Raw genomic sequence first — 21,629 nt, 5'->3', positions numbered from 1 at the left:
GGCGGTGGGCCGTCAAGCAAGGCGGTGGACGGTCACAGCACGTCGGGGGACGGCACCCGGACCAGCCCGGTCACCTCGGTCAGCGCCCGCCTGGCGAGGTTGCGGATCTCGGCCCAGTCGGGGTCGGTGGCCAGCCCTACAGCGGTCCACTTGTCGGCGTTGGCCTGCCCGCCCATCCTGCCGAGCAGGTCGTCGATCTGCCGCAGGCACTCGTGCAGGGCCGGCGACAGCAGCCCGGGGGCCTGCTCGTCCACGTTCGGCACCAGCCCGTTGGCCCAGTCGAAGTCGAGCGCCAGCTCATCCTCGCACCAGCCGTGCCGCCGGCACCACGCGACCTGCTCGTCGGCGGTCGCGGCCAGCATCACCAGCGTCTCCACCAGGCGCAGCACCTGCACCAGCACGGCCGGCTCTTCTTGGTCGGAAGCCATGGGCCGGACCCCCGGGACGAGGTCGCGATGAGAGCGTCACGATGAAATGCGGAGGTCACACCTCCCGCCACTCTCAACGTATAGCGCAACGGGGGGCTTGCGGCAAGACCCCGGTCGTGCCGCACAATCGACAGCCGCGAGTCACCCCAGATCGGAGCCTATGACTGTGAACCCGGCCACCACCAGCGCCTTCGACCTTCCCGCGCACCTCGCCCCCAAGGCGGACCCGGCGCTGATCGCCCGCGACGAGCAGCACTTCGCGGCCATCGCGCGCAGCCTGGAGCAGGCGATCGCCGAGCTGTCGGAGCGCCTCGACGCCGAGCGCAAGGCGCCCGGCGGCAAGGGCCGGCAGGCTCTGGACCGGGACCTGGAGATCCACCGCCTGACCGGCCGCCTGCGTGCGCTGCGCCGCTTCGGCCTCGACCTCTGCCTCGGGCACATGGTCAGTACGGACGACCCCGAGCCCGTCTACATCGGCCGCCTCGGCCTCACCGACAGCGACGGCCGCCGGCTCCTGCTCGACTGGCGCTCCCCCGCCGCCGAGCCGTTCTTCGGCGCCACCCACGGCAACCCGATGGGCCTGGCCAGCCGCCGCAGGTACCGCTGGACCCGGGGCCGGATCAGCGACTACTGGGACGAGGTGTTCACCCCGGACGGCATCGAGGGGCGCGCCGCGCTCGACGACCAGTCCGCCTTCATCGCCAGCCTGGGCAGCAGCCGCTCGCCCCGGATGCGCGACGTCCTGGCCACGATCCAGGCCGACCAGGACGCCATCATCCGCGCGGGCTCCCGCGGCGCCCTCGTCGTGGACGGCGGCCCCGGCACGGGCAAGACCGTCGTCGCCCTGCACCGCTCCGCCTACCTCCTCTACTCCGACCCTCGCCTCGGTCACCGTAAGGGCGGCGTGCTGTTCGTCGGGCCGCACCAGCCGTACCTGGCGTACGTGGCCGACGTCCTGCCCAGCCTCGGCGAGGAGGGCGTGCAGACCTGCACGCTGCGGGACCTCGTCGCCGAGGGGGCCACGGCGGCGATCGAGACGGACCCGGAGGTGGCGCGGCTGAAGGCGTCCGCGGAGCTGATCAAGGCGATCGAGCCGGCCGTGAAGTTCTACGAGAACCCGCCCACTAAGGGCATGACCGTCACCACCCACTGGTCCGACATCTGGCTGAGCGCCGACGACTGGGCCGAGGCGTTCGCCGCGCCCGACCCCGGCACCCCGCACAACGAGGCTCGCGACCAGATCTGGGAGGAGCTGCTCACGATCCTCGCCGACAAGCACGACGACGAGGACGTCTCGCCCGAGCTGCTGCGCACCTCGCTCCTGCGCAACCGGGAGCTGCTCACCGCCTTCAACCGCGCCTGGCCGCTGATCGAGGCCGCCGACCTGGTCGGTGACCTGTGGTCCGTGCCCGCGTACCTGCGGATGTGCGCGCCCTGGCTGAGCGCCGACGAGATCCGGCGGCTGCAGCGCGCCGACGCTCAGGCGTGGACGACGTCCGACCTGCCGCTTCTGGACGCGGCCCGGCAGCGGCTCGGCGACCCCGAGGAGTCGCGGCGGCGCCGCCGCCAGGAGGCCGCCCTCGCCGCCGAGCGCGAGCGCATGTCGCACGTCGTCGACAACCTGCTGGAGGCCGACGACGACGGCGAGGGCCTGGTGACGATGCTGCGCGGCGAGGACCTGCGCAACAGCCTCGTGGACGAGAGCGTCGTGCCCGCCGCCGACCCCGACCGGCTGGCCGGCCCGTTCGCGCACATCGTCGTGGACGAGGCCCAGGAGCTCACCGACGCCGAGTGGCAGATGCTGCTGCTGCGCTGCCCGTCCGGGAGCTTCACCATCGTCGGGGACCGGGCGCAGGCCAGGCACGGGTTCACGGAGTCGTGGGAGGACCGGCTCAAGCGGGTCGGCCTCGACCGGATCACCCTGGCCTCGCTCGGCGTCAACTACCGCACGCCGGAAGAGATCATGACGGAGGCGGAGCCGGTCATCAGGGCCGCGCTCCCGGACGCCAACGTGCCCACCTCCATCCGCAGCACGGGCGTGCCGGTCGTCCACGGCTCGGCCTCGGAGCTGGGCTCGATCCTCGACGCCTGGCTGGCCGAGCACGCCGACGGCACCGCGTGCGTCATCGGCGATCCGGCGTTCGCGGAGCGGCCGCGGGTGCGGTCGCTGACGCCCGAGCTGTCGAAGGGGCTGGAGTTCGACCTGGTCGTCCTCGTCGACCCCGACTCCTTCGGCGAGGGCATCGAAGGGGCCGTCGACCGGTACGTCGCGATGACACGCGCGACGCAGCGGCTCGTCATCCTCACGAGCTGACAGGGGCGGGAAATGACCGCTTCGTACTTCGACGGCCGGGCCGGCCGGTATGCGGGCGCGGACTGGCACGTCCGCTACGCCGAGCGCCTGGTGGAGCTGGCCGCGCTGCCGCCGGGCGGGCACGTACTCGACGCCGCCACCGGCACGGGCTTCGCCGCCGTGGCCGCCGCCCGCGCGGTCGGCCCGGCCGGGCGCGTGGTCGGGGTGGACGTCTCGGCGGGCATGCTGGCCCAGGCCGGACGGCTCGGCACGGGCCTGCCGAACGTCACCTACGAGCAGGGCGACGTGCTCCGGCTCGACCGCTTCGGGGAGGGCACGTTCGACGCGGTGATCTGCTCGGCGGGGATGTTGTACCTGTCGGTCGAGGAGGCGCTGGCCGCCTGGCGCCGGGTGCTGAAGCCGGGCGGGCTCGTCGGCTTCTCGGCCATGCGGGCCGGCTTCCCGGTCATGGCCCGGCTGTTCCGCGCCCGCGCGGCCGAGCTCGGCCTGGACCTGCGTGACCCGATGGAGGCCCTCGGCGACGAGCGGCGCTGCGCGGCGGCGCTGGCCCGGGCGGGCTTCACCTCCGTGCGCACGGTGCCCGGAGAAGTCGTCCTACCGCGTTCCGACGACGAGCAGGTGTGGCGCATCTACAGCCGCAGCCCGCACTACCCCGAGGTCGGGACGCTCGGCCCCGAGGACCTGTCAGCCCTGCGGGCGCGGTTCCTCGGCGACGTGCGGCGGCTCGACGGGGAGGCTTCGGCGCGGGCGCCGGTCGTCTACGCCTTCGGTCACAGGTGAGCGCATTCGAGCACGATGTGCCCGAGCGGCGTGTGACGCACGCCGGCCAGGCCGAGCCCGGCTTCGGCGGCGATGGCGCGGTAGTCGTCGACGGTGCGCTCGCGGCCGCCGGTGAGCACGAGCATCCGCAGGTTCATCTCGGCCAGCCCGGCCGGGTCGGAGCCGAGGCCGCTGTCGGTCTCGATCACGACGACCTTCCCGTGCGGCCCGGCCGCCTCCGCGCAGCGGCGCAGGATCCGTACGGCGTCGTCGTCACCCCAGTCGTGCAGCACCCGCTTGAGCACGTACACCTCGCCCCCGGCGGGCAGCGGCTCGAAGAAGCTCTGGCCGGCGAACGCGCACCGCTCCGCCAGCCCGCGCCCGGCCAGGTAGCGCCGGCCGCGCTCCACGGTGTCCGGCAGGTCCACGAGCGTGGCCCGCAGGCCGGGGTGGGCGCGCAGGATCTCCGACAGCAGCACGCCGGTGCCGCCGCCGACGTCCACGACGTGCCGCACGCCCGACCAGTCGTACGCCTCGGCCGCGTCGGCCACGTAGTCGTCGCCCGAGGCCATCATGGCGTCGAACGACGCGCTGACCTGCGGCTCGGCGGCGAGATAGTCCCAGTACGGGGCGCCGAAGACCGCCTCCCACGCGGGCTTGCCGGTGCGGACGGTGTGCAGCAGGCCGGTGAACGCCAGGTCCATCCGCCCGCCGAAGCCGTCCAGGTCGAGCCGCTGCCGTAGCTGCGCCGGGTGGTCGGAGGCCAGCAGCGCGGCGGGCTCGTTGACGGCGAACGTGCCCGGCTCCGGCTCGGTGAAGATCCCCCGGCAGACGAGGAGCCGCAGCAGCCGGCCCAGCGCGTCGGGATCGGTGCCGGACCTGCGGGCCAGCTCCTCGACGGGTATGGCGGGCTCGCCGGCCATCAGGTCGGTCAGCCGCAGCGACGCCGCGACCCGTACCGCCATCGGGGTGACCAGGTCCGTCACGGGCCCCAGCACCTGCCAGGCGCGCGCCCACTGCGAGGTGTTGTCCTGCTCGCCGCTCATGGCCGCGGTGTTGTCCTGCTCGCCGCTCATGTCGCGCCCCTGCCTCGTACGGGATCAAGGCTTGCTCGGCAGGAAGCTACCACGCGGTCTTAGCTGCAGAAAGGGGACGTACCACTCCTTTCCACTCTCAACGTATAGCGCACCCGGGGGCTTGCGGCAAGGCCCCCGGCATGCGGCAGAATCGCCGGCCTAGGCCGAAGACCTGCAGAAATGAGAACGTTGTGCGAGTGTTGCTGTCCACCCGTGGGTCCCGCGGCGATGTCGAGCCCATGGCGGCGCTGGCCGTCCAGTTGCTCGGCCTCGGCGCCGAGGTGCGGGTGTGCGCGCCGCCCGACGAGGAGTTCGCGGCGGTGCTGGCGCGGGCCGGCGTGCCGCTGGTGCCGGTCGGCCCGACGGCACGGTCCATGGTGAAGGGGCCGAAGCGGTTCAGGAGCGCGGACATGGCGCAGCGGGTGGCCGACATGGTCGCCGAGACCTACGACACGGTCACCGAGGCCGCCTCGGAGGGCTGCGACGTGGTGGTGGCCACCGGCATGTTCCCCGCCGTGGCGGGCGCGCGGGCGGCGGCCGAGAAGCTGGGCACGCGTTACGTCTACACGTGCTTCCAGCCGACCATGCTGCCGTCGCCGCACCACCCGCCGTTCGAGTACCCGAGCCACCCGCACCCCGCCGGCGTGACCGACAACCGGGTGCTGTGGGACCTCGACATCCAGCACATGAACGCCCTATTCGGCGGTCCGGTCAACGCCCACAGAGCGTCGGCCGGCCTTCCCCCTGTGGACAACTTCCGCGACCACCTGCTCACAGATCACCCGTGGCTGGCCACGGACCCGCTGCTCAGCCCGTGGGTGCTGCCCGCCGACCTCGACGTCGTCCAGACCGGCGCGTGGATCCTGCCCGACGAGCGCCCGCTGCCCGCCGACCTGGAGGCGTTCCTGGACGCGGGCCCGCCGCCCGTGTACGTCGGCTTCGGCAGCATGCCCATGGCGGCGGCCGAGGACGTCGCCCGCGTGGCCGTCGAGGCGGTCCGCGCCCACGGGCACCGCGTCCTGCTCGCCCGGGGCTGGGCCGACCTGTCCCTCGTCGACGACGCCGCCGACTGCTTCGCCGTCGGCGAGGTCAACCAGCAGGCGCTGTTCCGCCGGGTCGCCGCCGTGGTGCACCACGGGGGCGCGGGCACCATGACCACCGCCGCCCGCGCGGGCGCGCCGCAGGTGGTGGTGCCGCAGATGGTGGACCAGCCCTACTACGCGGGGCGGGTGGCCGCGCTGGGGATCGGGGTGGCGCACGACGGGCCGGTGCCGACCGTCGCGTCCCTGTCGGCGGCGCTCGGGACGGCGCTGGAGGCCGGGACCCGGGCGCGGGCGGCGGAGGTGGCGGGCGAGGTCCGCTCGGACGGGGCGATGGCGGCCGCGAAGCTGCTGTTCGAGGGGGTCAGCTCGGAGTGACGTCGGTCCCTGATGCCTCCACCAGCACGTCCCCCGCCGCCGTCCGCACATAGAGGACCGACCGCCCGGCCCGCCGCCGCTCCACCAGCCCCGCGTCCAGCAGCACCCGCAGGTGCCGCCCCACGGACCCGAGCGCCTGCCCGGTCACGGCGACGAGCTGGGTCGTGCTCATGGGGGTGCCCAGGAGCACCAGCACCCCGGCCCGCGCGCCGCCGACGAGCGCGGCGAGCCCGGCCGGGGCGGGCCGCCGGTCGTGGTCCTCGGCGAGCACCCCCAGGCACGGGTAGACGAGGGCGTACCGCTCCCGCCCCTCCCACGACACCCACCCGGCCCGCGGCGTCACCGGCATGAACAGCAGCTCCGCCCCGGCGGCCACCTCACGGGGCGGATACGCGTTCATGTTGACCTGGAAGCGGCTCTCCCCGAGCCACCGCGTACCGGGCCGCAGCGAGTCCAGCACGGCCGCCCAGCCGCCCTGGCTCACCCGCGCCGTCCGCGCCACCATGTCCGCTTCGAGGATGCGCCGGCGGCGCCGCCAGTACGGTCGTACGGTCTCGTCCCAGACGTACGTCAGGAGGGCGGCCGCCCGCTCGGGCAGGTCGTCCCGCTCCAGGGCGGCGGGGAGCGGGCCGCGGAGCGAGACGCGCAGGTTGTCGCGCGCCTCCCGCGCGCCCGCCGCCCGCACCCGGGCGACGGTCTCCTCGAAGCTCTCCCCCTCACGCGAGGTGGGGCAGAAGAAGTCGGCGATCCAGGACGCGCCGAGCGCCGCCCGCACGATCAGCGCCGCCACCGGGTCGTCGGCGAGGCGGGCGCGGTAGCCGGGCAGGTGCGCGCGCAGCCACGCCGCCTCGCCCGGATGCCGGCCAGCGCCCGCGTGCAGCAGCTTCAGGCTCGCGAACGTCTCGGCGAACGGCGACAGCACGAACCGGCTGCGCGCCAGCGTGTCGGTGTCGATCTGCCACAAGCCCATCCGTGTACGACCTTTCGCGCGCCGGCGAAACAGTAAACACGGTCCGGGGGCCTCTCCGAGACTTCGTACCCATGCGCAGCTACCGAGCCCTGCTCCGCACGCCGGAGTACACCCCGTTCCTGCTCTCCTTCACCGCCCACTCCTGCGCCCAGACGATCGGCGCCCTGGCCCTCGGCACGCTGGTCTTCCGTGCCACCGGCTCGCCGTTCCTGGCGGCGGTGAGCATGTTCGGGCCGCAGCTCGCGCAGCTGGTGGGGGCCGCGTTCCTGCTCTCGGCCGCCGACCGCCTGCCGCCGCGGGCGATCCTGTGCGGCCTCTCGCTCGCGTACGCGGCCGGCGCGGCGCTGCTCGCCTGGCCCGGCCTGCCGGTCGCGGCGATCTTCGCCGTCCTCCTCGCGCAGGGGCTGATCGCGTCGCTGGGCGGGGGCGTGCGGTCGGGGCTGCTGACCGAGATCCTGCCGAAGGGCGGCTACGTGCTGGGCCGTTCGGTGTTCAACATGGTGTCGGGGCTGACGCAGGTGGCCGGGTTCGCGGCGGGCGGCGCGCTGCTGACGTCCCTCACACCGCGAACGTGCCTGATCCTGGCGGCGGCGCTGCACGTGGCGTCGGCCCTGGCCGCCCGCCTGGGCCTCACGGCCCGCCCGCCGCGCGTCGCCGGGCGCCCGTCCGTCTCGGCGACCTGGCGGGCCAACGCCTTCCTGTGGTCCGCGCGGCCCCGGCGGGTGGCGTACCTGCTGTTGTGGATCCCGAACGGCCTGGTCATCGGCTGCGAGTCGCTCTACGTGTCGTACGCCCCCGCGTTCGCCGGGACGTTGCACGCGTGCGCGGCGCTCGGCATGTTCCTGGGCGACGTGGCCGTGGGGCGCCTGGTGCCGCCCGCGTGGCGGCCCCGTCTCGCGATCCCGCTGCGCCTGCTGCTGGCGGCGCCGTACCTGATCTTCGTCCTGCGGCCGGAAGGGGTGGCGGCGGCCGTCGTGGTCGCCGTCGCCTCCGCCGGCTTCGGCGCGGGCCTGATCCTCCAGGAACGCCTGATGTCCCACACCCCCGCCGGCCTCGCCGGCCAGGCCCTCGGCCTGCACTTCGTCGGCATGTCCGCCGTGCAGGGCCTCTGCGCGGCCCTCGCGGGCGCGGTGGCCCAGCTGACCTCGCCGGCCGTGGCGATGACGGTGCTGGCGACCGGCTCAGTCGCCGTGACGCTGATCCTCACCGCGCTGGGCCGGCGCGCGGCACCCGACCGGGTGCCGGTCAGCGCCTGATGCGGGCCTGCGCCTGCGCCGTGGTGTTCTCGTGCGGGAACGGCTCGTCGGGGACGGGAACGCCGAGCGCCGCGCACACCGGCTCCCACCCCTCCGACGGCTGCCACTCCAGCAGCCGGTGCGCCGGCACCGTGGCGCGGACCTCGGCGAGATGCCGCTCGTAGGCGGCGACGATCCGGTCACGGTCGTACGGATCGCCGAACGCGCCACCGAACAGCGCCCTGATCACGTCCTGCATCGCGTCGGCCTGCTCGGCGCTCCCGGCGAGCAACGGCGGCCGCTCACCCGCCGGGCCCCCGCCCATCAGGTGGCGGGCCCCCTGCAGCACCGTGCGGTCCATGCTCTCGTACCAGCGCTCGGGGCTCTCCCGCCGCGACAGCAGCACCAGCGCGTCCGGGTACGCGGCGGACAGCTCCCGCCAGAACCACGACACCGGCCAGTCCACCCCCGCCGCGTACCCGGCCAGGAACCCGTCCCAGTCCGGCAGCGTCCCCGCGCAGGCGTCACGCCAGACGGCGGCGTCGCCCGGCCGGGCGAACAGCTCCTCCATGTGGTAGCAGGGCGCCCCGAGCAGCCGCTCCAGCGCCTTGCGCAACGACGTCGTCCCCGTACGCGGGAACCCCGCCCCCACCACGCGTAACCCCATATCGACCCCTTCCTCCAGACCCTGCCTACCACGAGGCATACCAGAATCGTTATTCCGTAGTCGTACGATTACGGATCGCCTAACGTGTATGAGGCTGATCTCTCCGTCGAGAGGAGCCGGGCATGCACACCAGTCCTTCCCCACCCCCGCCGGCCACCTCGCAGGCCCCCTCCGGCACCGCCATGCGAGACGCGACCCGGTACATGTCCGTCGCCGCGTACCTGGATCCGACGTACCGCGAGGTGGCGCTGCGCGAGCTGGTCCGCAACCGGCACCGGGGCGTCGCGCCCTCGCACGGCGGCTTCGACGTCGTGCCCGTGCTGCGGCACTGCCTGCGGGCGCGGTCGTTCCTGCTGGCCCGCGAGGTCGTGCTGACCCTCGTGCTCGTCCTCGGCCTCCTGGTCCTCACCACTGGCACGATCCAATGGCTCGCCGTGGTGCTCCCGTTCGCCTTCCTCACCGTTCGGCCGATACGCAGGCTCCCCTGGACGCACAAGCTCATCGCCTGGCTCGTCTTCTCGGCGCTCCTGGCGGTGCCCATGGCCCTCGTGCTCGTGGCCTCCGTGTCCACGCGCTTGCTGCTCGGCGGAGGCATCCCCACCGATGCCGGGCTGGTGACGCAGTGGCCCATCATGGCGCTCGTCACCCTCGGCGTCGCCATCGCCTACCGCATCGCCGTCTACCGCGTCATCGGCCGCGACCTGCGCCCGGGCGCGCCGCCGCCGTCCGGCCCCGCCGCCGGCGACGAGACGGAGCAACGGCTGCAGTGGATCGGCGCGGCCCAGCACGGCAACATCACGCTCTACTCCGGGCGCAACCCGTTCCTCGGCGCCGGCGACACGGCCCGCGCCTGGACCATCGCCGTCGAGATGGACCGCACGGCCGGCGCGCACAACGGCTCGGGGCCGGTGCGCCCGCTCGTCGAGATCGACCCGCTGGAGCTGCACACGTTCGTCCGCGAACGGCTGGAGCAGATGAGCGCGCAGTCCCACCCGGCGGGCATCATCAACCTGCGCATCCGCGACCAGATCGTCGCCAGTGGCCGGTTCAACCAGCTGCACGGCTGGAACGGCGCGGGCCCGGCGCTGCACCCCCTGGTCGACTCCAAGCAGCTGCGCCCCTGGACGAACCTGCCGGAGCAGGTCGTCTCCGCCGTGATCCGCAGCCCCCAGGCCGGGGCGCGGCACTACCAGCGGCTGGACATCAACTCGGAGGGGCCGAGCGTGCTCGACCCGTCGGGCCGCATCATCATCCCGGCGGAAGACCGGGGGACGTCGGTCACCGCGTTCGTGCACCTCGCGGTCGAGGGCCGCATGCTCTACACCGAGTTCGTCGTCACCGTGCTGCCGCCCGCGGCCAAGGCGTACCGGCACGTGGACGAGCTGCCGCTCTCCTCGCCGCCGCTCCTGGCGTACCACGCGTTGCGCGGGAGCGTCCTCTACCTGTTCCGCGACATCGTCGCCGCGCCCGTGCGGCTGCTGCGCATGGGGTGGCAGTCGTTCCGGCACAGCATCGGCGTGGACGACCCGCGCGCGTACACCGCCTACGACTACGGCGCCCGCCTGAGCCTGCGCGAGCTGGGCGCGGCCGAGCGGGCCGACACCATGATCCACGAGCTGGACACCTTCAAGTACACCAAGCTCATCGAGGAGCGGCTGACCTCGGCCGTGCTCGACTTCCTGGAGGACAAAGGCGTCGACACCACCGCCTACCGGCGCCAGGCCACCGCGGTCTCCATCTCCAGCACCACGCACTACAGCGGCAGCTTCCAGGGCGGCCAGTTCGGCGGGCCCGGCTCCCAGTTCGTCCAGAACACCACCGAGCAGCGCGGCGAGGGCAAGTCATGACCGACGACAGCTACACCTACAGCGGGACGTTCACCGGCAGCCAGTTCGGCGGCCCCGGCTCCCACTTCACCCAGAACGTCACGACATCGGGCCAGAGCGCCGCCGCCCCTGACCCGGACCTGGTGCGGCTGGAGGCGCTGCTCGCCGACCTCATGACGCGAGTCGCCGCCCGTTCCGACGAGATCGACCACCCCGAACGGGCCGGCCGCGACGCGCAGGAGCTCCTCGACGAGGCCGCCCGCCCGGCCGCGGAGCGGGACACGAGCCGCATCGCGGACGCGTTCCGCCGCCTGCGCGACCGGCTCCGCCCGGTCGCCGACTTCGCCGACTCCCTCGCCAAGCTCGCCGACCTCCTCACCAAGTTCCTTCCTTCCTGAACATTTGAGCGTTCGCTTGCCCTCATCACAGGCGATGCCGGGCACCACCGTCGCATGGCAGACCTTCCCTTCCACGACCGGACCGACTTCGACGACGCCGACCGCGGCTTCGTCGCCAAGCTGACCCCCGCCCTGATCAGGGCGGCCGACGGCAAGGTCGTCTGGGACAACGACGCCTACGCCTTCCTCGACGCCGACTGCCCGCCCACCGCGCACCCCAGCCTGTGGCGGCAGGCGCAGCTCTGCGCCAAGCAGGGCCTGTACGAGGTCACCGACGGCATCTACCAGGTACGCGGCCTCGATCTGGCCAACATGACCCTCGTGGAGGGCGAGCGCGGCGTCATCGTCATCGACCCGCTGATCTCCACCGAGTGCGCGGCCGCGGCCCTGCGGCTCTACCGCGACCACCGCGGCGACCGCCCGGTCACCGCCCTGATCTACACCCACTCCCACGTGGACCACTTCGGCGGCGCCCGCGGCGTCACCGACGGCGACGGCATCCCCGTCATCGCCCCCGCCCGCTTCATGGAGCACGCCGTCTCCGAGAACGTCCACGCCGGCACCGCCATGAACCGCCGCGCCGCGTACATGTACGGCCAGTTCCTGCCCCGTGACCCGGAAGGCCGGCTCGGCTGCGGCCTCGGCATGGGCGCCTCCACCGGCACCGTCTCCCTCGTCCCGCCCACCCTCGACGTCACCCGCACCGGCCAGGAGGAGACGGTCGACGGCGTGCGCATCGTCTTCCAGCTCACCCCCGGCACCGAGGCCCCGGCCGAGATGAACTTCCTCTTCCCCGGCCACCGCGCCCTCTGCCTGGCCGAGAACGCCACCCACAACCTGCACAACGTCCTCACCCTGCGCGGCGCGCCCGTCCGCGACACCCGGGTCTGGGCGCGCTACCTGACCGAGGCCATCGCCCTGTTCGCCGACCAGGCGGACGTGGCCTTCGCCTCCCACCACTGGCCCACCTGGGGCCCCGAGCGCATCGTCACGTTCCTGTCGCAGCAGCGCGACCTGTACGCGTACCTGCACGACCAGACCCTGCGCCTGCTGAACAGCGGCCTGACCGGCCCCGAGATCGCCGAGACCATGCAACTGCCGCCCGCCCTCGAACAGGCCTGGCACACCCGCGGCTACTACGGCTCCGTCAGCCACAACGTCAAGGCCATCTACCAGCGCTACCTGGGCTGGTTCGACGGCAACCCCGCCCACCTGTGGGAGTACCCGCCCGTCGAGCAGGCCCGCCGCTACGTCGAAGCCTTCGGCGGCACCTCCGCCGTCGTCGCCCTGGCCGGCGGCTACATTCAGGAAGGCGACCTCCGCTTCGCCGCCACCCTGCTCAACCACGCCGTCTTCGCCGACCCGCGCGACTCCGCCGCCCGCCGCCTCCTCGCCCAGGTCTACACCCGCCTCGGGCACGGCGCCGAGAACGCCACCTGGCGCAACTTCTACCTCACGGGCGCCCAAGAGCTGGCCGGCGGCCCGTCACCCGCCGCGACCGACACCGCCCCGCCCGGCCTCCTGAACGCCCTGACGCCGGCCCAGCTCTTCGACTCCCTCGCCATCCGCGTCAACGGCCCGTCCGCCTGGACCGAACACTTCACCATCGACTGGCACCTCACGGACACCAGCCCGGGCGAGCATCATCGCACCACGATGTCCAACGGCGCCCTGATCCACGAGCAGTCCCCGTCCGGCGGCAGCCCCGACCTCACCCTCCGCCTCACCAAGGACCGCCTGCTCGGGCTGCTCACCGGCGACACCGACCGCGGCCTCGACCACGACGGCGACCCGGCCGTCCTCCAACGGCTGATCGCCGTCCTGGAGACCCCCACCCCGGACTTCGCCATCGTCACCCCGTGACCTGCGCCACCCCCTCACCACGCCCCGGACGCTGAAGGTGTCGACGCGGTTGTCCGGCTCGCTCTCAGGGGCCCAGGCCATCACCAGCATGCCGCCCACCAGCCCCAGGACCATCCCGACCAGAAAACCGCCCAGATTGGAGTAGACGAAGGACGCCAGCGACAACACCAGCGCCACCAGCCCGAGAAAGACCCGCTGAGCCGGCTGCACCCAGACCAGCACCCCTGCCATCACCATGAGCAGCGCGATCAGATAGCTGACCCCCACAGCCCCGAACATGACGGCCACCGGCAAAGCCTCAAGCGCCATCGGAACGGAGAGCAGTTCCACCCCCGCCGCGACGACGAACACCCCACCCCAGAACGGCCGCCCCCGCCGCCATCCCGCCCTCAGAAGCATTCGCGCTCCCCTCGCACCACATCCCGCCCTCAGAAGCATTCGCGCTCCCCTCGCACCACATCCCGCCCTCAGAAGCATTCGCGCTCCCCTCGCACCACATCCCGCCCTCAGAAGCACTCGCGCTCCCCTCGCACCACGTCGAGCCCGAGATCCGGCAACCTGAACGTCGCCGCCGTAGCCGCCCGCGGGCTCAACCTGAGATCACGAAGCGTGACCGCCGAAGCCTGACTGCCGAACGCCCCGGCCGGCCCCCTGAGCCCCGGCACCTCGTCCAACGTGGCAGCATCCCGCCCCAGCTCCAGCGCCCGAAGATCGGCCCCCGTCCGCCCGGTCTCCACATCGAGCACCAGATCATCGATCGTCACCACGTTCCCGCCCCGCCCCCCGGTGAGCCGCATCGTGACGGGCCCGAACGGCGTCCTCACCAGCACGCTCTGGCACAGATCGGTCACCACAGCCCGCCGCACCCCAGTCGCGATGACCGGAATCGACCGCCCCGCCCTGTTCTCCACCACCCCACCGGTCATGGCGAACCCCTGCCCCCGCAACTCCCCCACGGAAAGCTTGAACGCACTACCGGCCACCACGAACGTAGCCCCGATGACCCCCTGAGCCGTGGCACCCACCACCACCGACGTCACCACCGCCACCGGAGCCAAGATCACGGCAAACCGCTTCCACCGCACGCGCCCCTGCTCAGCCATGATCCGGCTCCGCTTCACCCTCGGATACTCGAACGAGCCGGTCAATCACCACGCACGGTGACACTCGGCTCCATTGACGAGCATGAGCGACATCCACCCCGTCCGCCGCCACACTCGCCGCCCCCAACGACGCCCATGACCTGCAACTATCCAAATTTGCCCGAACCCCGAAGCCTCCCGTGGAGTCACGTCAGAGACGCACCTCCTCACTCCCCCCGACCCCTGTCCAGCCACCCCTCCTCAAGATCCGGGCGATACGATCCACCCCATGGCGGATCAAACCCTTCGGCGGGGTACGGGCTGAGCGTGCACCTGAATCGCGGGGAGGCCGTCTCCTTGGTGCAGCGCATCATGGATGGGGAGTACGCGGACGAGCGGGAACTCGACAGCTGGCTGGAGATACTGGACCGCTCATTCGCATGCCCTTCAGGCCATGTCTCCGACCTGATCTTCTGGCCCTCAACAGCTGAACCAACCCCGGAACAAGTCGTTGCCCAGGCGTCCGCTTACCGCCCCATCGCACTGTGACCAGTTACCAAGTTCGCGCGTTGCCGATCGCAGCTCGCGCCACCGCACAACGCAGCCGGCCCCGTGCCAGTTCAAAGCTCAAGCGAAATCAGGCGCCCCGACGGGCGCCTGACGTGTCATTCAGAGATGCCATGGTCCTTCAGCCGGGCAATGAGTTCGTCCATGCTCCTGGGCTGGAGCCAGGCATTGCCGCCCGCCGAAAGTGGCTCTCGTCCTCCGACGAGCGCGGTCTGACCACCAGAGCGCTGTGCGGCCAGAACGGGGTCTTCCAGAACGAGCCCTTGCGGGGGAACCAGCATGAGCTGCGCCGAGCCAGGCAGCTTGGCACCGGGGATGCGTACTGCGCCGGTGAGTGCCTCCTGTGGCAATTCCCTCGGATACGCGAGGATCTTGGTGCCCGACGGCATCGCCTTCTCGAAGTCGGCAACGCTTTTCGCCGGCTTCCATTGGTCTGCCGGCACAGAGTCGTCGCGGACGACAGCGCCCTGATCCCACGCGACGTACGCGATCCCACCGGCAAGGGACCGTGTCTTCTTGACGCCTTTGAGCGGTTCGGTGATGCGAATGCGGAGGACGACTCGGTATTCGAGAGGGCCACCGGCGTACGTCTCTGTCGCGGGCCCCTGTTGCCAGCCGTCGATGACACCGGCGAGAACGATGGGCCTGGCTGCCGCGAGCGCTTCAGGTGAATCGTATGCCGGATAGTCGGACTCCGAGACCCGTAAGAGGGAGACGTCGAGTGAGCCGTTCCGCTCACTGCGAAGAAACTCCTGCGCCGATACGGGCGCTTGCGTTCCGCCGGGACCGCAGCCGGACACCATCGTGGCACCCGCGATCAGCAGAGCGGCAGCGAGATGCTTTTTCACAAGGACATCGTTGACATGCATGTCAAGAGAGTCGAAATGCCTCGCGCGAAGCGAACTCAATAGACTACGGTCCGTGATGTCGACGGACTTGCGTTCTGCGTTGTCGGGGCGCGACTGGAATCAGGTGCGAGACAGGCGGGTGACGTGCGTGAGAGCGCGAGTAGCTGGAAGCGCCGGCACGCGGTTCGAGCTGCGCTCCGGCTCCTTCTTCCCCAGCCTGCGCGAACGGCGCCCATCGTGAACGTGTCCTTCCGGGGAGAATGAGCCGCTTCCCTTCGACCGTCACACGATGGCTCACCTTCTGCCAGACCCCAGTGACTGATCGTCACGACGCCATCGACCGACGACGAGCGGATGTCAATCAGAGGCCGAAGTAATCGAGCTGCGACAGCCCCCTCAAGCAGCCAGCATGGCGACATGACTGATCTCCAGTGGGACGAAGTGAGGGAATTCTTCGATCCCGACTTGATGGGCGCACTGCCCGACCTCTTTGTACCGGGCATCACCGTCAAGGACTGGCAGACCGTCCTGGACCTGGTCACAGCACGCGGATGGAAATGGCAGTACTCGCAAGGCGACACGGCACTGCCGCTGCCCACCGCCGCCGAAGCTCTCGCTCGCCCACCCGAGGCCGAGACGGCGTCACTACGAGTCTGGCCCGCTCCGGGCGTGCTCGCGATCTTCCGATTCATGTCGGACACCGAAATCGACTTCGACGTCGACCTTCACGAACTGCAAGGCCAGAAGGGCGTCGACACCCTCTGCGACTTCCTGCGAGCGATCGGCAGGGAACTCGGCAAGCCGGTGCTGATGACCCCGGAAGGCGGAAGCCAAGAGCACGTGGTCCTCGGCTTCGACCCCGCCGCCGGCAAGGTCGTCCTGCTCGGCGACCCGGGATCCAACTGACCACCGCCGTACGATCAGGCCGGTTCCAGTAGGTGAGCAGTGGGGCTGTAGTCGATCTTCCAGTCCGCGTAGACGCCGAGGCTTCCGTCCCGCAGGCAGCGCAAGCCGACACTGACCCACCGCACCTCACCATCACCGCGCAAGGCGAACCCCACCGCTACAGCGAACTCCTCGCCTCCACACGGGCAAGCACATTCTCCAAGATCCGCCTCATCCACGTAATCGGCACTGTCGGCGACATAGGAGGCGTCCCCGCACGCGACACAGATCCGTCGGACACAACCCGCATCGTCATCGGCCATGACGTTGAAGTGCCTGCCCGCGCATCCACCGCACACAGCCTCCCTCACTTGCTGAACGGCGTAACCACCCGCCCGGTATTCACGGAGAAAGCCGTCAAGACCCTCAAGTTCACCCGACGCGTCGGTCGCCATGGCTCACGAGTGTAGGAACCAAGGCATGGGCGATCATCCCGGAGCCGGAGTGTCTCTGCCGGAGGCATAAGGTGCCGCCACGTGACCTACCGAGCTGGACGAGATCAGAGCCGCACGCCCGACTGCGATCTCAAGCCTGGAGCCGCGCCCCCTCCTCGCGCCGAATCAACGCCAAGAATGCGACCAGCACTGCGCCCGCCACATAGTGCAGGATCGGGCCGTACATGACGATGTCCCAACCACCGAATCGGATGGTTTCCGTACAGTCGTCCAAGCTGACCTGAACGGCGTACGGAATGCTGAACACCCCGGCGATCACCACGAACAGCGCCGCCGTCAGCCACGCGGCGGCGACGCCCCACCTTCCCCGAAGAACGAGAACCGCACACAGACCAAGCGCCATTACGGCGGTGGGCCAGCCGTTCAAGTCCGCGGAGACGGTGCGCCAGTTGAGCTCTGTCAGCCAGCCGATATCCGTAGGGGCCAGTGGCTCGGAGCTCAGCGGACAGGCAAAGCCCTTTGTCGAGTAGGTCGGCCCTTCGGGGAAGTACAGCGAATAGGTACGCAAGGCGGGGGCCGCCAGAGCCGCCAAGGTCAGCGAAGACACGCCCCAGCGCGGGGGAATCGCCGGTAACGGAAGCAAGAACGCCGCCAGGTGATCGTGGACAGGGGCGCCCAGCCTAGATCATCTCTCGCACCCGTTCACACTGGCCCGAAGCTCATCCCTTACCAGGAACCCCGTATGTCTCACACGCGAACGTGACCCGGAGGTCTCTGGCCACGTGCCGCTTCCCCTTGGAACACCACAGCTCACGGATCTGCCTCAGACGGGCTGGCCGACCGGCCGGATGGTCAGGGTGTTGAGGTCGACGCCGGCCGGCTGGCCGAGGGCGAAGCAGATGGCCTCGGCGACGGGCTCGGGGGACATGGTGAGGGGCGGGACGCCGCCTTGCCAGAAGGCGGTGTCGGTCATGCCGGGGTTGACGAGGGTGACGCCGATGCCGCGGCTGGTGGCGTACATGCGCAGGTTCTCAGCCATGCCGGTGACGGCCCACTTGGTGGCGGAGTAGAGGTTGGCGGGGCTGTTCTTCAGGCCGGCGACGCTGCCGATGAGGACCAGCCGCCCGCCGGTGGCTTCGAGATGGGGCAGGGCGGCGTTGGCCAGCAGGGCGGGGCCGAGGACGTTGGTGAGGACCATCGGCGCCCACAGCTCCGGGTCGCCGTCGGCGATGGTGCGCGGGTGGTCGGCGGCGGCGAAACCGGCGTTGGCGACCGCGGCGTGCAGGGCGCCGAAGTGTTCCACGGTGCGGGTCACGGCGGCTTGGGTGGCCGGCCAGTCGGCGGCGTCGGCGATGATCCCGAGCAGCCGGTCGGGGTGGCCGGTCTCGTCGAGGAAGGACTTGAGCCTGGTCTCGTCGCGGCCGGTGACGGCCACGCGGTGGCCGCGGTCGAGGAGCAGCCGCGCGGTGTGGGCGCCGATGCCGCTGGTCGCGCCGGTGATCAGTACGGTCTTGCCGGTCATGGTCGTACTCCTGAGTGGTGGAGGTCCTGCTGGTGCGTCACAGGAGGGCTTCGACGGGCGATGGGCGGGCCGATCACCACGCCAAGAGCTGGCGTCCTCTCTGCTGATCCCAGAAAACCCGCCCGGCCGCACACGAGGCAGAGCGCGCTTATAGGGGGAACAAGCTCAACCTCCTTATCACCGCCACCTGCGCTTACCGTGGAGGGCATGGACGACCGGCCCGACAACCGCGCCCAGATCCGGGACTTCCTCGCCACCCGGCGCGCCAAGCTGACCCCGGAACAGGTCGGGCTGCCTGCCAGTGGCCGGCGCCGGGTCCCCGGACTGCGCCGCGAGGAGGTCGCGGTGCTGGCCGGGGTGAGCACCGAGTGGTACACCCGGCTGGAGAAAGGCCACATCAGCGGCGTATCGGAAGAGGTACTCGACGCGGTGGCCCAGGCCCTGCGCCTGGACCAGGACGAACGCACCTACCTGTTCGCCCTGGCCCGCGCCGCCCGTCCCGTCCGCCGCACGCCTTCCCGCCGCACGGACGCCCAGGTCCCGCCGCCGGTCCAGTGGCTGCTGGACTCCATGACGCTGTCGGCGGCGTGGGTACGCAACGGCCGCACCGACATCGTCACCTGCAACGCGCTGGCCCGGGTCCTGCTCGCCCCGGTCTTCGACAGCCCCGCCACCACGCCGCACACCCACGCCAACCTCGCCCGCTACGTCTTCCTCGACCCGGGCGCGCAGCAGTTCTTCGTCGACTGGGACGAGGCCGCCGCCGTCAGCGCCGCCCTGCTACGCGCCGAGGCCGGCCGCGAACCCCACGACCGCGCCCTGCGCGACCTGGTCGGCGAGCTGTCCACGCTCAGCACCGAGTTCCGCAGCCAGTGGGCCGCCCACAACGTCCGCATCCACCATGCCGGCCGCAAGCGGCTGTGGCATCCGCAGGTCGGGGACCTGGAGCTGACCTACCAGTCCCTCGACCTGCCCATCTCCAACCGGACGGTGTACGGCCTCACCATCTACACCGCCGAGCCGGGCAGCACCTCAGAGGAGCGGCTCAAGCTCCTGTCCAGCCTGACAGCCACCCCTCCGACGCACCCCACCAACCGGCCGCGCTGAATCGCCAACGGCCTGCTCGCGAGCGTAGCCCAACAGGTACTGCGAACGAATCGCCGTGCCCCCAGGCTCCCCGTCACTCCCCGCCGTCTCAGGCTCCGGGAAGATAGCGAGGCTGAAGTGGAAGCCTGATCTTCCGTCGCTGTCGCCCCAGAACAAGCCAAGCAGACCAAGGGCGAAGCGATGGTCGGTCTTCCAGTGGCGAGTTCCACCTTGACCTTTCGCCCTTGGCCCGCGCCCTCCCAGATAGGACGACGGCGACGGAAGATCAGTTAGGAGGTGGCCGGGCCGAATTTGCATCGCACCGAAGCTGCCCGATTGTCTACCGTTGTTCGAAGAGAGAAAGGGGCTTGTCCCGTGATCAGACACGAAGGGCGGTACCGCTGGAGAACCCAGCTTCGCAGCCGTTTGCCATGGCGTCTTATTGATCTTGGAGTGGCGAGAAAGAGTCGCCGCGACTGCGGTGATCATGAGTGGTACAACCATGACGATCAAGTGGATCGCTGCTACCACTGCGAAGTTGGCCAGCGCCAACGCGTTGATTGAGACAGGCATGGTGGCCGGTAGCCGAGCGCAGGCGCCGACCGTTGCAGAATTCCTCGACCTAGCGCATGACCTGGCTTTTCACCTTGACCTGGGTGACGAAGACGAAGCGGTGCAACCACTCGTTCTTCAGCGCGGAGAAGAACGATTCGGCCGTGGTTGTCGTAGCAGACGCCGGTGCGGCGCTCATCGCGGGCTGACACTCGAACTGCGTCATCGATGATCGAAGACGTCGGCCTGACGACGCCCCCGGCGCCGTTCGACGTGGCGAAGCTCTTTCCCGAACTGGCCGGTCAGAGCAAGATCGCCGTCCGGCTGCACCCGCGTTCCGGAGCGCCTTCGCCTGCGGACAGTTCCATGGGCGGTCCGCTGCTCTGGCCCATCGGCGAGCCTTGACCGTTCTGCATGTCTCCTGACCACGAAGACTTCACAGGAGCATGCCCGGGACGTACCTGAGCTGCCGTTCCCGCCGGACACGGACGTGTGCCAGATATTGTGGTGTCCCTTCGTTCACGAGTCCGACTTCCGGCCGGTGGTACGCGTGCTCTGGCGGAAGGCGAGCCTCGTCGCAGAGCTATGCCGCGCTGTCAGGCTTGGGAACTGGAAGGATCGCGGCACGTGAAGGTTCTGAGCTGGGCGGAAACTCAGCCGTGAGTGACCGTGGTCGACCCCTCGTCACCCCGTTCAATTGCACGGCGGCCGGCCTGGTGTTTCTCGCGCGAGACGCGCACCCTGCGACCTGATCATCCCGTCTGCCGTCGTCCTGCCCGAAGGGGAAGCGGCCCAGGGCCGCGGGGACAAGACCGAGGCCGCCCCGGAGCGCCGCCCCCATGTTCACGTCGGCTGATGACCCGGAATCGCCCGGTTTACTGGGACCTCTGACCGAGAATATGATCTCGGTTGGCATCTGCCGCTGAGCCGCGGACCGCTGGAGGAGACCCGTGCCGGGTGCGCCCCTGAGCATGACGCGTCACGCCGCCGCGACGAACGGCGGCTCAGGCGGCCGGAAGGCGTCCGGCCGTCCATCCCGTGCCGAGGGCGTTGAACCAGTTGTTGGGATAGGGATAGAACGACGCGGACGGCAGCCCGGGCACGCCGTACGCGTTCAGCACGCGGATCGTGGCGTCGAGGCAGTTGTTTCCGATGCCGGTGTACCCGGCCGTGAGGTTGCCGCTCGCGGCCGTCTTCGCCGCTCCGACGGAGCTGCCGTCCGTTTTCACGCATTTGTACGACGTGTACGGATGCGCAGGGCCGGGCTGCTTGGCCGTCGCGGGGAAGTGCCGCTGGGTGACGAAGTCGTTCAGCATGCTCGCGTAGTTCCCTTGGGCCGACCAGGCACCATTGAACCCGGGAGCGTAGATCTGGTAGTCCCCGTTGGGGTTCTCGGTCGAGCCATAGATCCACTGGTCGCTCCCGGCGACGAGAAAGCCCCAGCCGATGTGGCCCACGTTGCCGAGCACCGGGACGGGGGCGCCTTCCGGTTCGAGGAACACGCAGGCCTGGCCGGGGCCGAGGGCGTACGCGGGAGATTGAGGGGCGCTCATCAGCGCGGCGGACGCCCCCAGGGCGGCGAGGCAGACGGTGGTGGCGCGGGCCACGGATCGGGAGGTGTTCATGTGCCCCACGATGGCCGCCGGCCGCGCGTAGGTCATGTCAGGTAAAAGACCTA

The 21,629-nt window shown here is 70.8% G+C and carries 22 protein-coding genes and 1 pseudogene; 11 read left to right on the top strand and 12 right to left on the bottom strand.

Going from position 1 to position 21,629, the window contains the following annotated elements:
• Positions 1-32: 32 nt before the first annotated feature.
• Positions 33-428, bottom strand: coding sequence for a hypothetical protein (locus KIS93_RS35770; protein ID WP_080043512.1), 396 nt, complete (start codon positions 426-428; stop codon positions 33-35).
• 160 nt (positions 429-588) lie between these two features.
• Here KIS93_RS35770 and helR point away from each other — a divergent pair, with 160 nt between their 5' ends.
• Both helR and KIS93_RS35760 read left to right on the top strand, forming a co-directional pair.
• Positions 589-2,742, top strand: coding sequence for an RNA polymerase recycling motor ATPase HelR (gene helR, locus KIS93_RS35765; protein ID WP_222107694.1), 2,154 nt, complete (start codon positions 589-591; stop codon positions 2,740-2,742).
• Positions 2,743-2,754: 12 nt separating this feature from the next.
• A complete protein-coding gene (locus KIS93_RS35760; protein WP_080043514.1) occupies positions 2,755-3,522 on the top strand; it encodes a class I SAM-dependent methyltransferase in 768 nt (255 codons plus the stop codon).
• Here the strand turns inward: KIS93_RS35760 and KIS93_RS35755 are convergent.
• Entirely contained in the window at positions 3,513-4,577 is a 1,065-nt protein-coding gene (locus KIS93_RS35755) for an acetylserotonin O-methyltransferase (protein ID WP_230465639.1), read from the bottom strand. The two genes, KIS93_RS35760 and KIS93_RS35755, sit on opposite strands and share 10 nt — an antisense overlap.
• A 191-nt stretch (positions 4,578-4,768) precedes the next feature.
• Here KIS93_RS35755 and KIS93_RS35750 point away from each other — a divergent pair, with 191 nt between their 5' ends.
• Positions 4,769-5,995, top strand: a complete 1,227-nt coding sequence (locus KIS93_RS35750; protein ID WP_080043515.1) for a glycosyltransferase — start codon at positions 4,769-4,771, stop codon at positions 5,993-5,995.
• Here the strand turns inward: KIS93_RS35750 and KIS93_RS35745 are convergent.
• Positions 5,982-6,965: an ArsR/SmtB family transcription factor gene (locus KIS93_RS35745; RefSeq protein ID WP_080043516.1), complete on the bottom strand. Its 984-nt coding sequence runs from the start codon at positions 6,963-6,965 to the stop codon at positions 5,982-5,984. The two genes, KIS93_RS35750 and KIS93_RS35745, sit on opposite strands and share 14 nt — an antisense overlap.
• A 71-nt stretch (positions 6,966-7,036) precedes the next feature.
• Between KIS93_RS35745 and KIS93_RS35740 the strand changes: the two genes are divergently transcribed.
• Positions 7,037-8,221, top strand: a complete 1,185-nt coding sequence (locus KIS93_RS35740; protein ID WP_186404593.1) for an MFS transporter — start codon at positions 7,037-7,039, stop codon at positions 8,219-8,221.
• Here KIS93_RS35740 and KIS93_RS35735 read toward each other — a convergent pair.
• On the bottom strand, positions 8,211-8,867 hold the full coding sequence (locus KIS93_RS35735) for a sulfotransferase family protein (RefSeq protein ID WP_080043517.1): 657 nt from the start codon (positions 8,865-8,867) through the stop codon (positions 8,211-8,213). The genes KIS93_RS35740 and KIS93_RS35735 overlap by 11 nt on opposite strands.
• A 122-nt stretch (positions 8,868-8,989) precedes the next feature.
• Between KIS93_RS35735 and KIS93_RS35730 the strand changes: the two genes are divergently transcribed.
• Genes KIS93_RS35730 through KIS93_RS35720 form a run of 3 tightly spaced genes read left to right on the top strand, consistent with a single transcriptional unit; the run spans position 8,990 to position 12,954 of the window.
• Positions 8,990-10,714 (top strand): hypothetical protein, encoded by a 1,725-nt coding sequence (locus KIS93_RS35730; RefSeq protein ID WP_080043518.1) that lies wholly within the window; start codon positions 8,990-8,992, stop codon positions 10,712-10,714.
• Positions 10,711-11,091, top strand: coding sequence for a hypothetical protein (locus KIS93_RS35725; RefSeq protein ID WP_080043519.1), 381 nt, complete (start codon positions 10,711-10,713; stop codon positions 11,089-11,091). The genes KIS93_RS35730 and KIS93_RS35725 overlap by 4 nt, the downstream gene beginning before the upstream one ends.
• Before the next feature lie 54 nt (positions 11,092-11,145).
• A complete protein-coding gene (locus KIS93_RS35720) occupies positions 11,146-12,954 on the top strand; it encodes an alkyl/aryl-sulfatase (RefSeq protein WP_080043520.1) in 1,809 nt (602 codons plus the stop codon).
• Between the two features lie 81 nt (positions 12,955-13,035).
• Here the strand turns inward: KIS93_RS35720 and KIS93_RS69190 are convergent.
• Positions 13,036-13,353: pseudogene (locus KIS93_RS69190) on the bottom strand (DUF6114 domain-containing protein); the annotation flags it as partial.
• 107 nt (positions 13,354-13,460) lie between these two features.
• Entirely contained in the window at positions 13,461-14,057 is a 597-nt protein-coding gene (locus tag KIS93_RS35715; protein ID WP_155128668.1) for a DUF6230 family protein, read from the bottom strand.
• Between the two features lie 336 nt (positions 14,058-14,393).
• Here KIS93_RS35715 and KIS93_RS35710 point away from each other — a divergent pair, with 336 nt between their 5' ends.
• On the top strand, positions 14,394-14,585 hold the full coding sequence (locus tag KIS93_RS35710; RefSeq protein WP_206068350.1) for a hypothetical protein: 192 nt from the start codon (positions 14,394-14,396) through the stop codon (positions 14,583-14,585).
• Between the two features lie 116 nt (positions 14,586-14,701).
• Here the strand turns inward: KIS93_RS35710 and KIS93_RS35705 are convergent, their stop codons facing one another.
• Positions 14,702-15,472, bottom strand: coding sequence for a hypothetical protein (locus tag KIS93_RS35705; RefSeq protein WP_080043522.1), 771 nt, complete (start codon positions 15,470-15,472; stop codon positions 14,702-14,704).
• A 396-nt stretch (positions 15,473-15,868) separates the two neighbouring features.
• Here KIS93_RS35705 and KIS93_RS35700 point away from each other — a divergent pair, with 396 nt between their 5' ends.
• Positions 15,869-16,357, top strand: a complete 489-nt coding sequence (locus KIS93_RS35700; protein WP_080043523.1) for a hypothetical protein — start codon at positions 15,869-15,871, stop codon at positions 16,355-16,357.
• Positions 16,358-16,371: 14 nt separating this feature from the next.
• Here KIS93_RS35700 and KIS93_RS35695 read toward each other — a convergent pair whose 3' ends face one another.
• From KIS93_RS35695 to KIS93_RS35685, 3 genes are all read right to left on the bottom strand, one after another.
• Positions 16,372-16,791, bottom strand: coding sequence for a hypothetical protein (locus KIS93_RS35695; RefSeq protein ID WP_080043524.1), 420 nt, complete (start codon positions 16,789-16,791; stop codon positions 16,372-16,374).
• Between the two features lie 130 nt (positions 16,792-16,921).
• Positions 16,922-17,398, bottom strand: a complete 477-nt coding sequence (locus KIS93_RS35690; protein ID WP_080043525.1) for a hypothetical protein — start codon at positions 17,396-17,398, stop codon at positions 16,922-16,924.
• Between the two features lie 216 nt (positions 17,399-17,614).
• Entirely contained in the window at positions 17,615-18,313 is a 699-nt protein-coding gene (locus KIS93_RS35685) for an SDR family oxidoreductase (RefSeq protein WP_080043526.1), read from the bottom strand.
• A 207-nt stretch (positions 18,314-18,520) separates the two neighbouring features.
• On the opposite strand from KIS93_RS35685, the gene KIS93_RS35680 reads away from it, so the two are divergent.
• Positions 18,521-19,420: a helix-turn-helix transcriptional regulator gene (locus KIS93_RS35680; RefSeq protein WP_080043527.1), complete on the top strand. Its 900-nt coding sequence runs from the start codon at positions 18,521-18,523 to the stop codon at positions 19,418-19,420.
• Between the two features lie 601 nt (positions 19,421-20,021).
• Here the strand turns inward: KIS93_RS35680 and KIS93_RS35675 are convergent.
• Entirely contained in the window at positions 20,022-20,177 is a 156-nt protein-coding gene (locus tag KIS93_RS35675; RefSeq protein WP_155128670.1) for a hypothetical protein, read from the bottom strand.
• 2 nt (positions 20,178-20,179) lie between these two features.
• On the opposite strand from KIS93_RS35675, the gene KIS93_RS35670 reads away from it, so the two are divergent.
• Positions 20,180-20,356 (top strand): hypothetical protein, encoded by a 177-nt coding sequence (locus KIS93_RS35670; RefSeq protein WP_155128672.1) that lies wholly within the window; start codon positions 20,180-20,182, stop codon positions 20,354-20,356.
• Between the two features lie 599 nt (positions 20,357-20,955).
• Here KIS93_RS35670 and KIS93_RS35665 read toward each other — a convergent pair.
• Positions 20,956-21,612, bottom strand: a complete 657-nt coding sequence (locus KIS93_RS35665) for a hypothetical protein (RefSeq protein ID WP_080043528.1) — start codon at positions 21,610-21,612, stop codon at positions 20,956-20,958.
• Positions 21,613-21,629: the final 17 nt, after the last annotated feature.

This window comes from [Actinomadura] parvosata subsp. kistnae, from assembly GCF_900323885.1.
Taxonomy (GTDB): domain Bacteria; phylum Actinomycetota; class Actinomycetes; order Streptosporangiales; family Streptosporangiaceae; genus Nonomuraea; species Nonomuraea composti.
Note: the sequence above shows the minus strand (reverse complement) of the source record. Positions and strands in the feature narration are given on the sequence as shown.

Excerpts from the sequence above, each read along its gene's own strand:
- KIS93_RS35770 (WP_080043512.1), bottom strand. The coding sequence starts at position 428 with ATGGCTTCCGACCAAGAAGAGCCGGCCGTGCTGGTGCAGGTGCTGCGC.
- helR (WP_222107694.1), top strand. The coding sequence starts at position 589 with ATGACTGTGAACCCGGCCACCACCAGCGCCTTCGACCTTCCCGCGCAC.
- KIS93_RS35760 (WP_080043514.1), top strand. The coding sequence starts at position 2,755 with ATGACCGCTTCGTACTTCGACGGCCGGGCCGGCCGGTATGCGGGCGCG.
- KIS93_RS35755 (WP_230465639.1), bottom strand. The coding sequence starts at position 4,577 with ATGAGCGGCGAGCAGGACAACACCGCGGCCATGAGCGGCGAGCAGGAC.
- KIS93_RS35745 (WP_080043516.1), bottom strand. The coding sequence starts at position 6,965 with ATGGGCTTGTGGCAGATCGACACCGACACGCTGGCGCGCAGCCGGTTC.
- KIS93_RS35740 (WP_186404593.1), top strand. The coding sequence starts at position 7,037 with ATGCGCAGCTACCGAGCCCTGCTCCGCACGCCGGAGTACACCCCGTTC.
- KIS93_RS35735 (WP_080043517.1), bottom strand. The coding sequence starts at position 8,867 with ATGGGGTTACGCGTGGTGGGGGCGGGGTTCCCGCGTACGGGGACGACG.
- KIS93_RS35730 (WP_080043518.1), top strand. The coding sequence starts at position 8,990 with ATGCACACCAGTCCTTCCCCACCCCCGCCGGCCACCTCGCAGGCCCCC.
- KIS93_RS35725 (WP_080043519.1), top strand. The coding sequence starts at position 10,711 with ATGACCGACGACAGCTACACCTACAGCGGGACGTTCACCGGCAGCCAG.
- KIS93_RS35720 (WP_080043520.1), top strand. The coding sequence starts at position 11,146 with ATGGCAGACCTTCCCTTCCACGACCGGACCGACTTCGACGACGCCGAC.
- KIS93_RS35715 (WP_155128668.1), bottom strand. The coding sequence starts at position 14,057 with ATGGCTGAGCAGGGGCGCGTGCGGTGGAAGCGGTTTGCCGTGATCTTG.
- KIS93_RS35705 (WP_080043522.1), bottom strand. The coding sequence starts at position 15,472 with ATGCATGTCAACGATGTCCTTGTGAAAAAGCATCTCGCTGCCGCTCTG.
- KIS93_RS35700 (WP_080043523.1), top strand. The coding sequence starts at position 15,869 with ATGACTGATCTCCAGTGGGACGAAGTGAGGGAATTCTTCGATCCCGAC.
- KIS93_RS35695 (WP_080043524.1), bottom strand. The coding sequence starts at position 16,791 with ATGGCGACCGACGCGTCGGGTGAACTTGAGGGTCTTGACGGCTTTCTC.
- KIS93_RS35685 (WP_080043526.1), bottom strand. The coding sequence starts at position 18,313 with ATGACCGGCAAGACCGTACTGATCACCGGCGCGACCAGCGGCATCGGC.
- KIS93_RS35680 (WP_080043527.1), top strand. The coding sequence starts at position 18,521 with ATGGACGACCGGCCCGACAACCGCGCCCAGATCCGGGACTTCCTCGCC.
- KIS93_RS35675 (WP_155128670.1), bottom strand. The coding sequence starts at position 20,177 with ATGACGCAGTTCGAGTGTCAGCCCGCGATGAGCGCCGCACCGGCGTCT.
- KIS93_RS35670 (WP_155128672.1), top strand. The coding sequence starts at position 20,180 with ATGATCGAAGACGTCGGCCTGACGACGCCCCCGGCGCCGTTCGACGTG.
- KIS93_RS35665 (WP_080043528.1), bottom strand. The coding sequence starts at position 21,612 with ATGACCTACGCGCGGCCGGCGGCCATCGTGGGGCACATGAACACCTCC.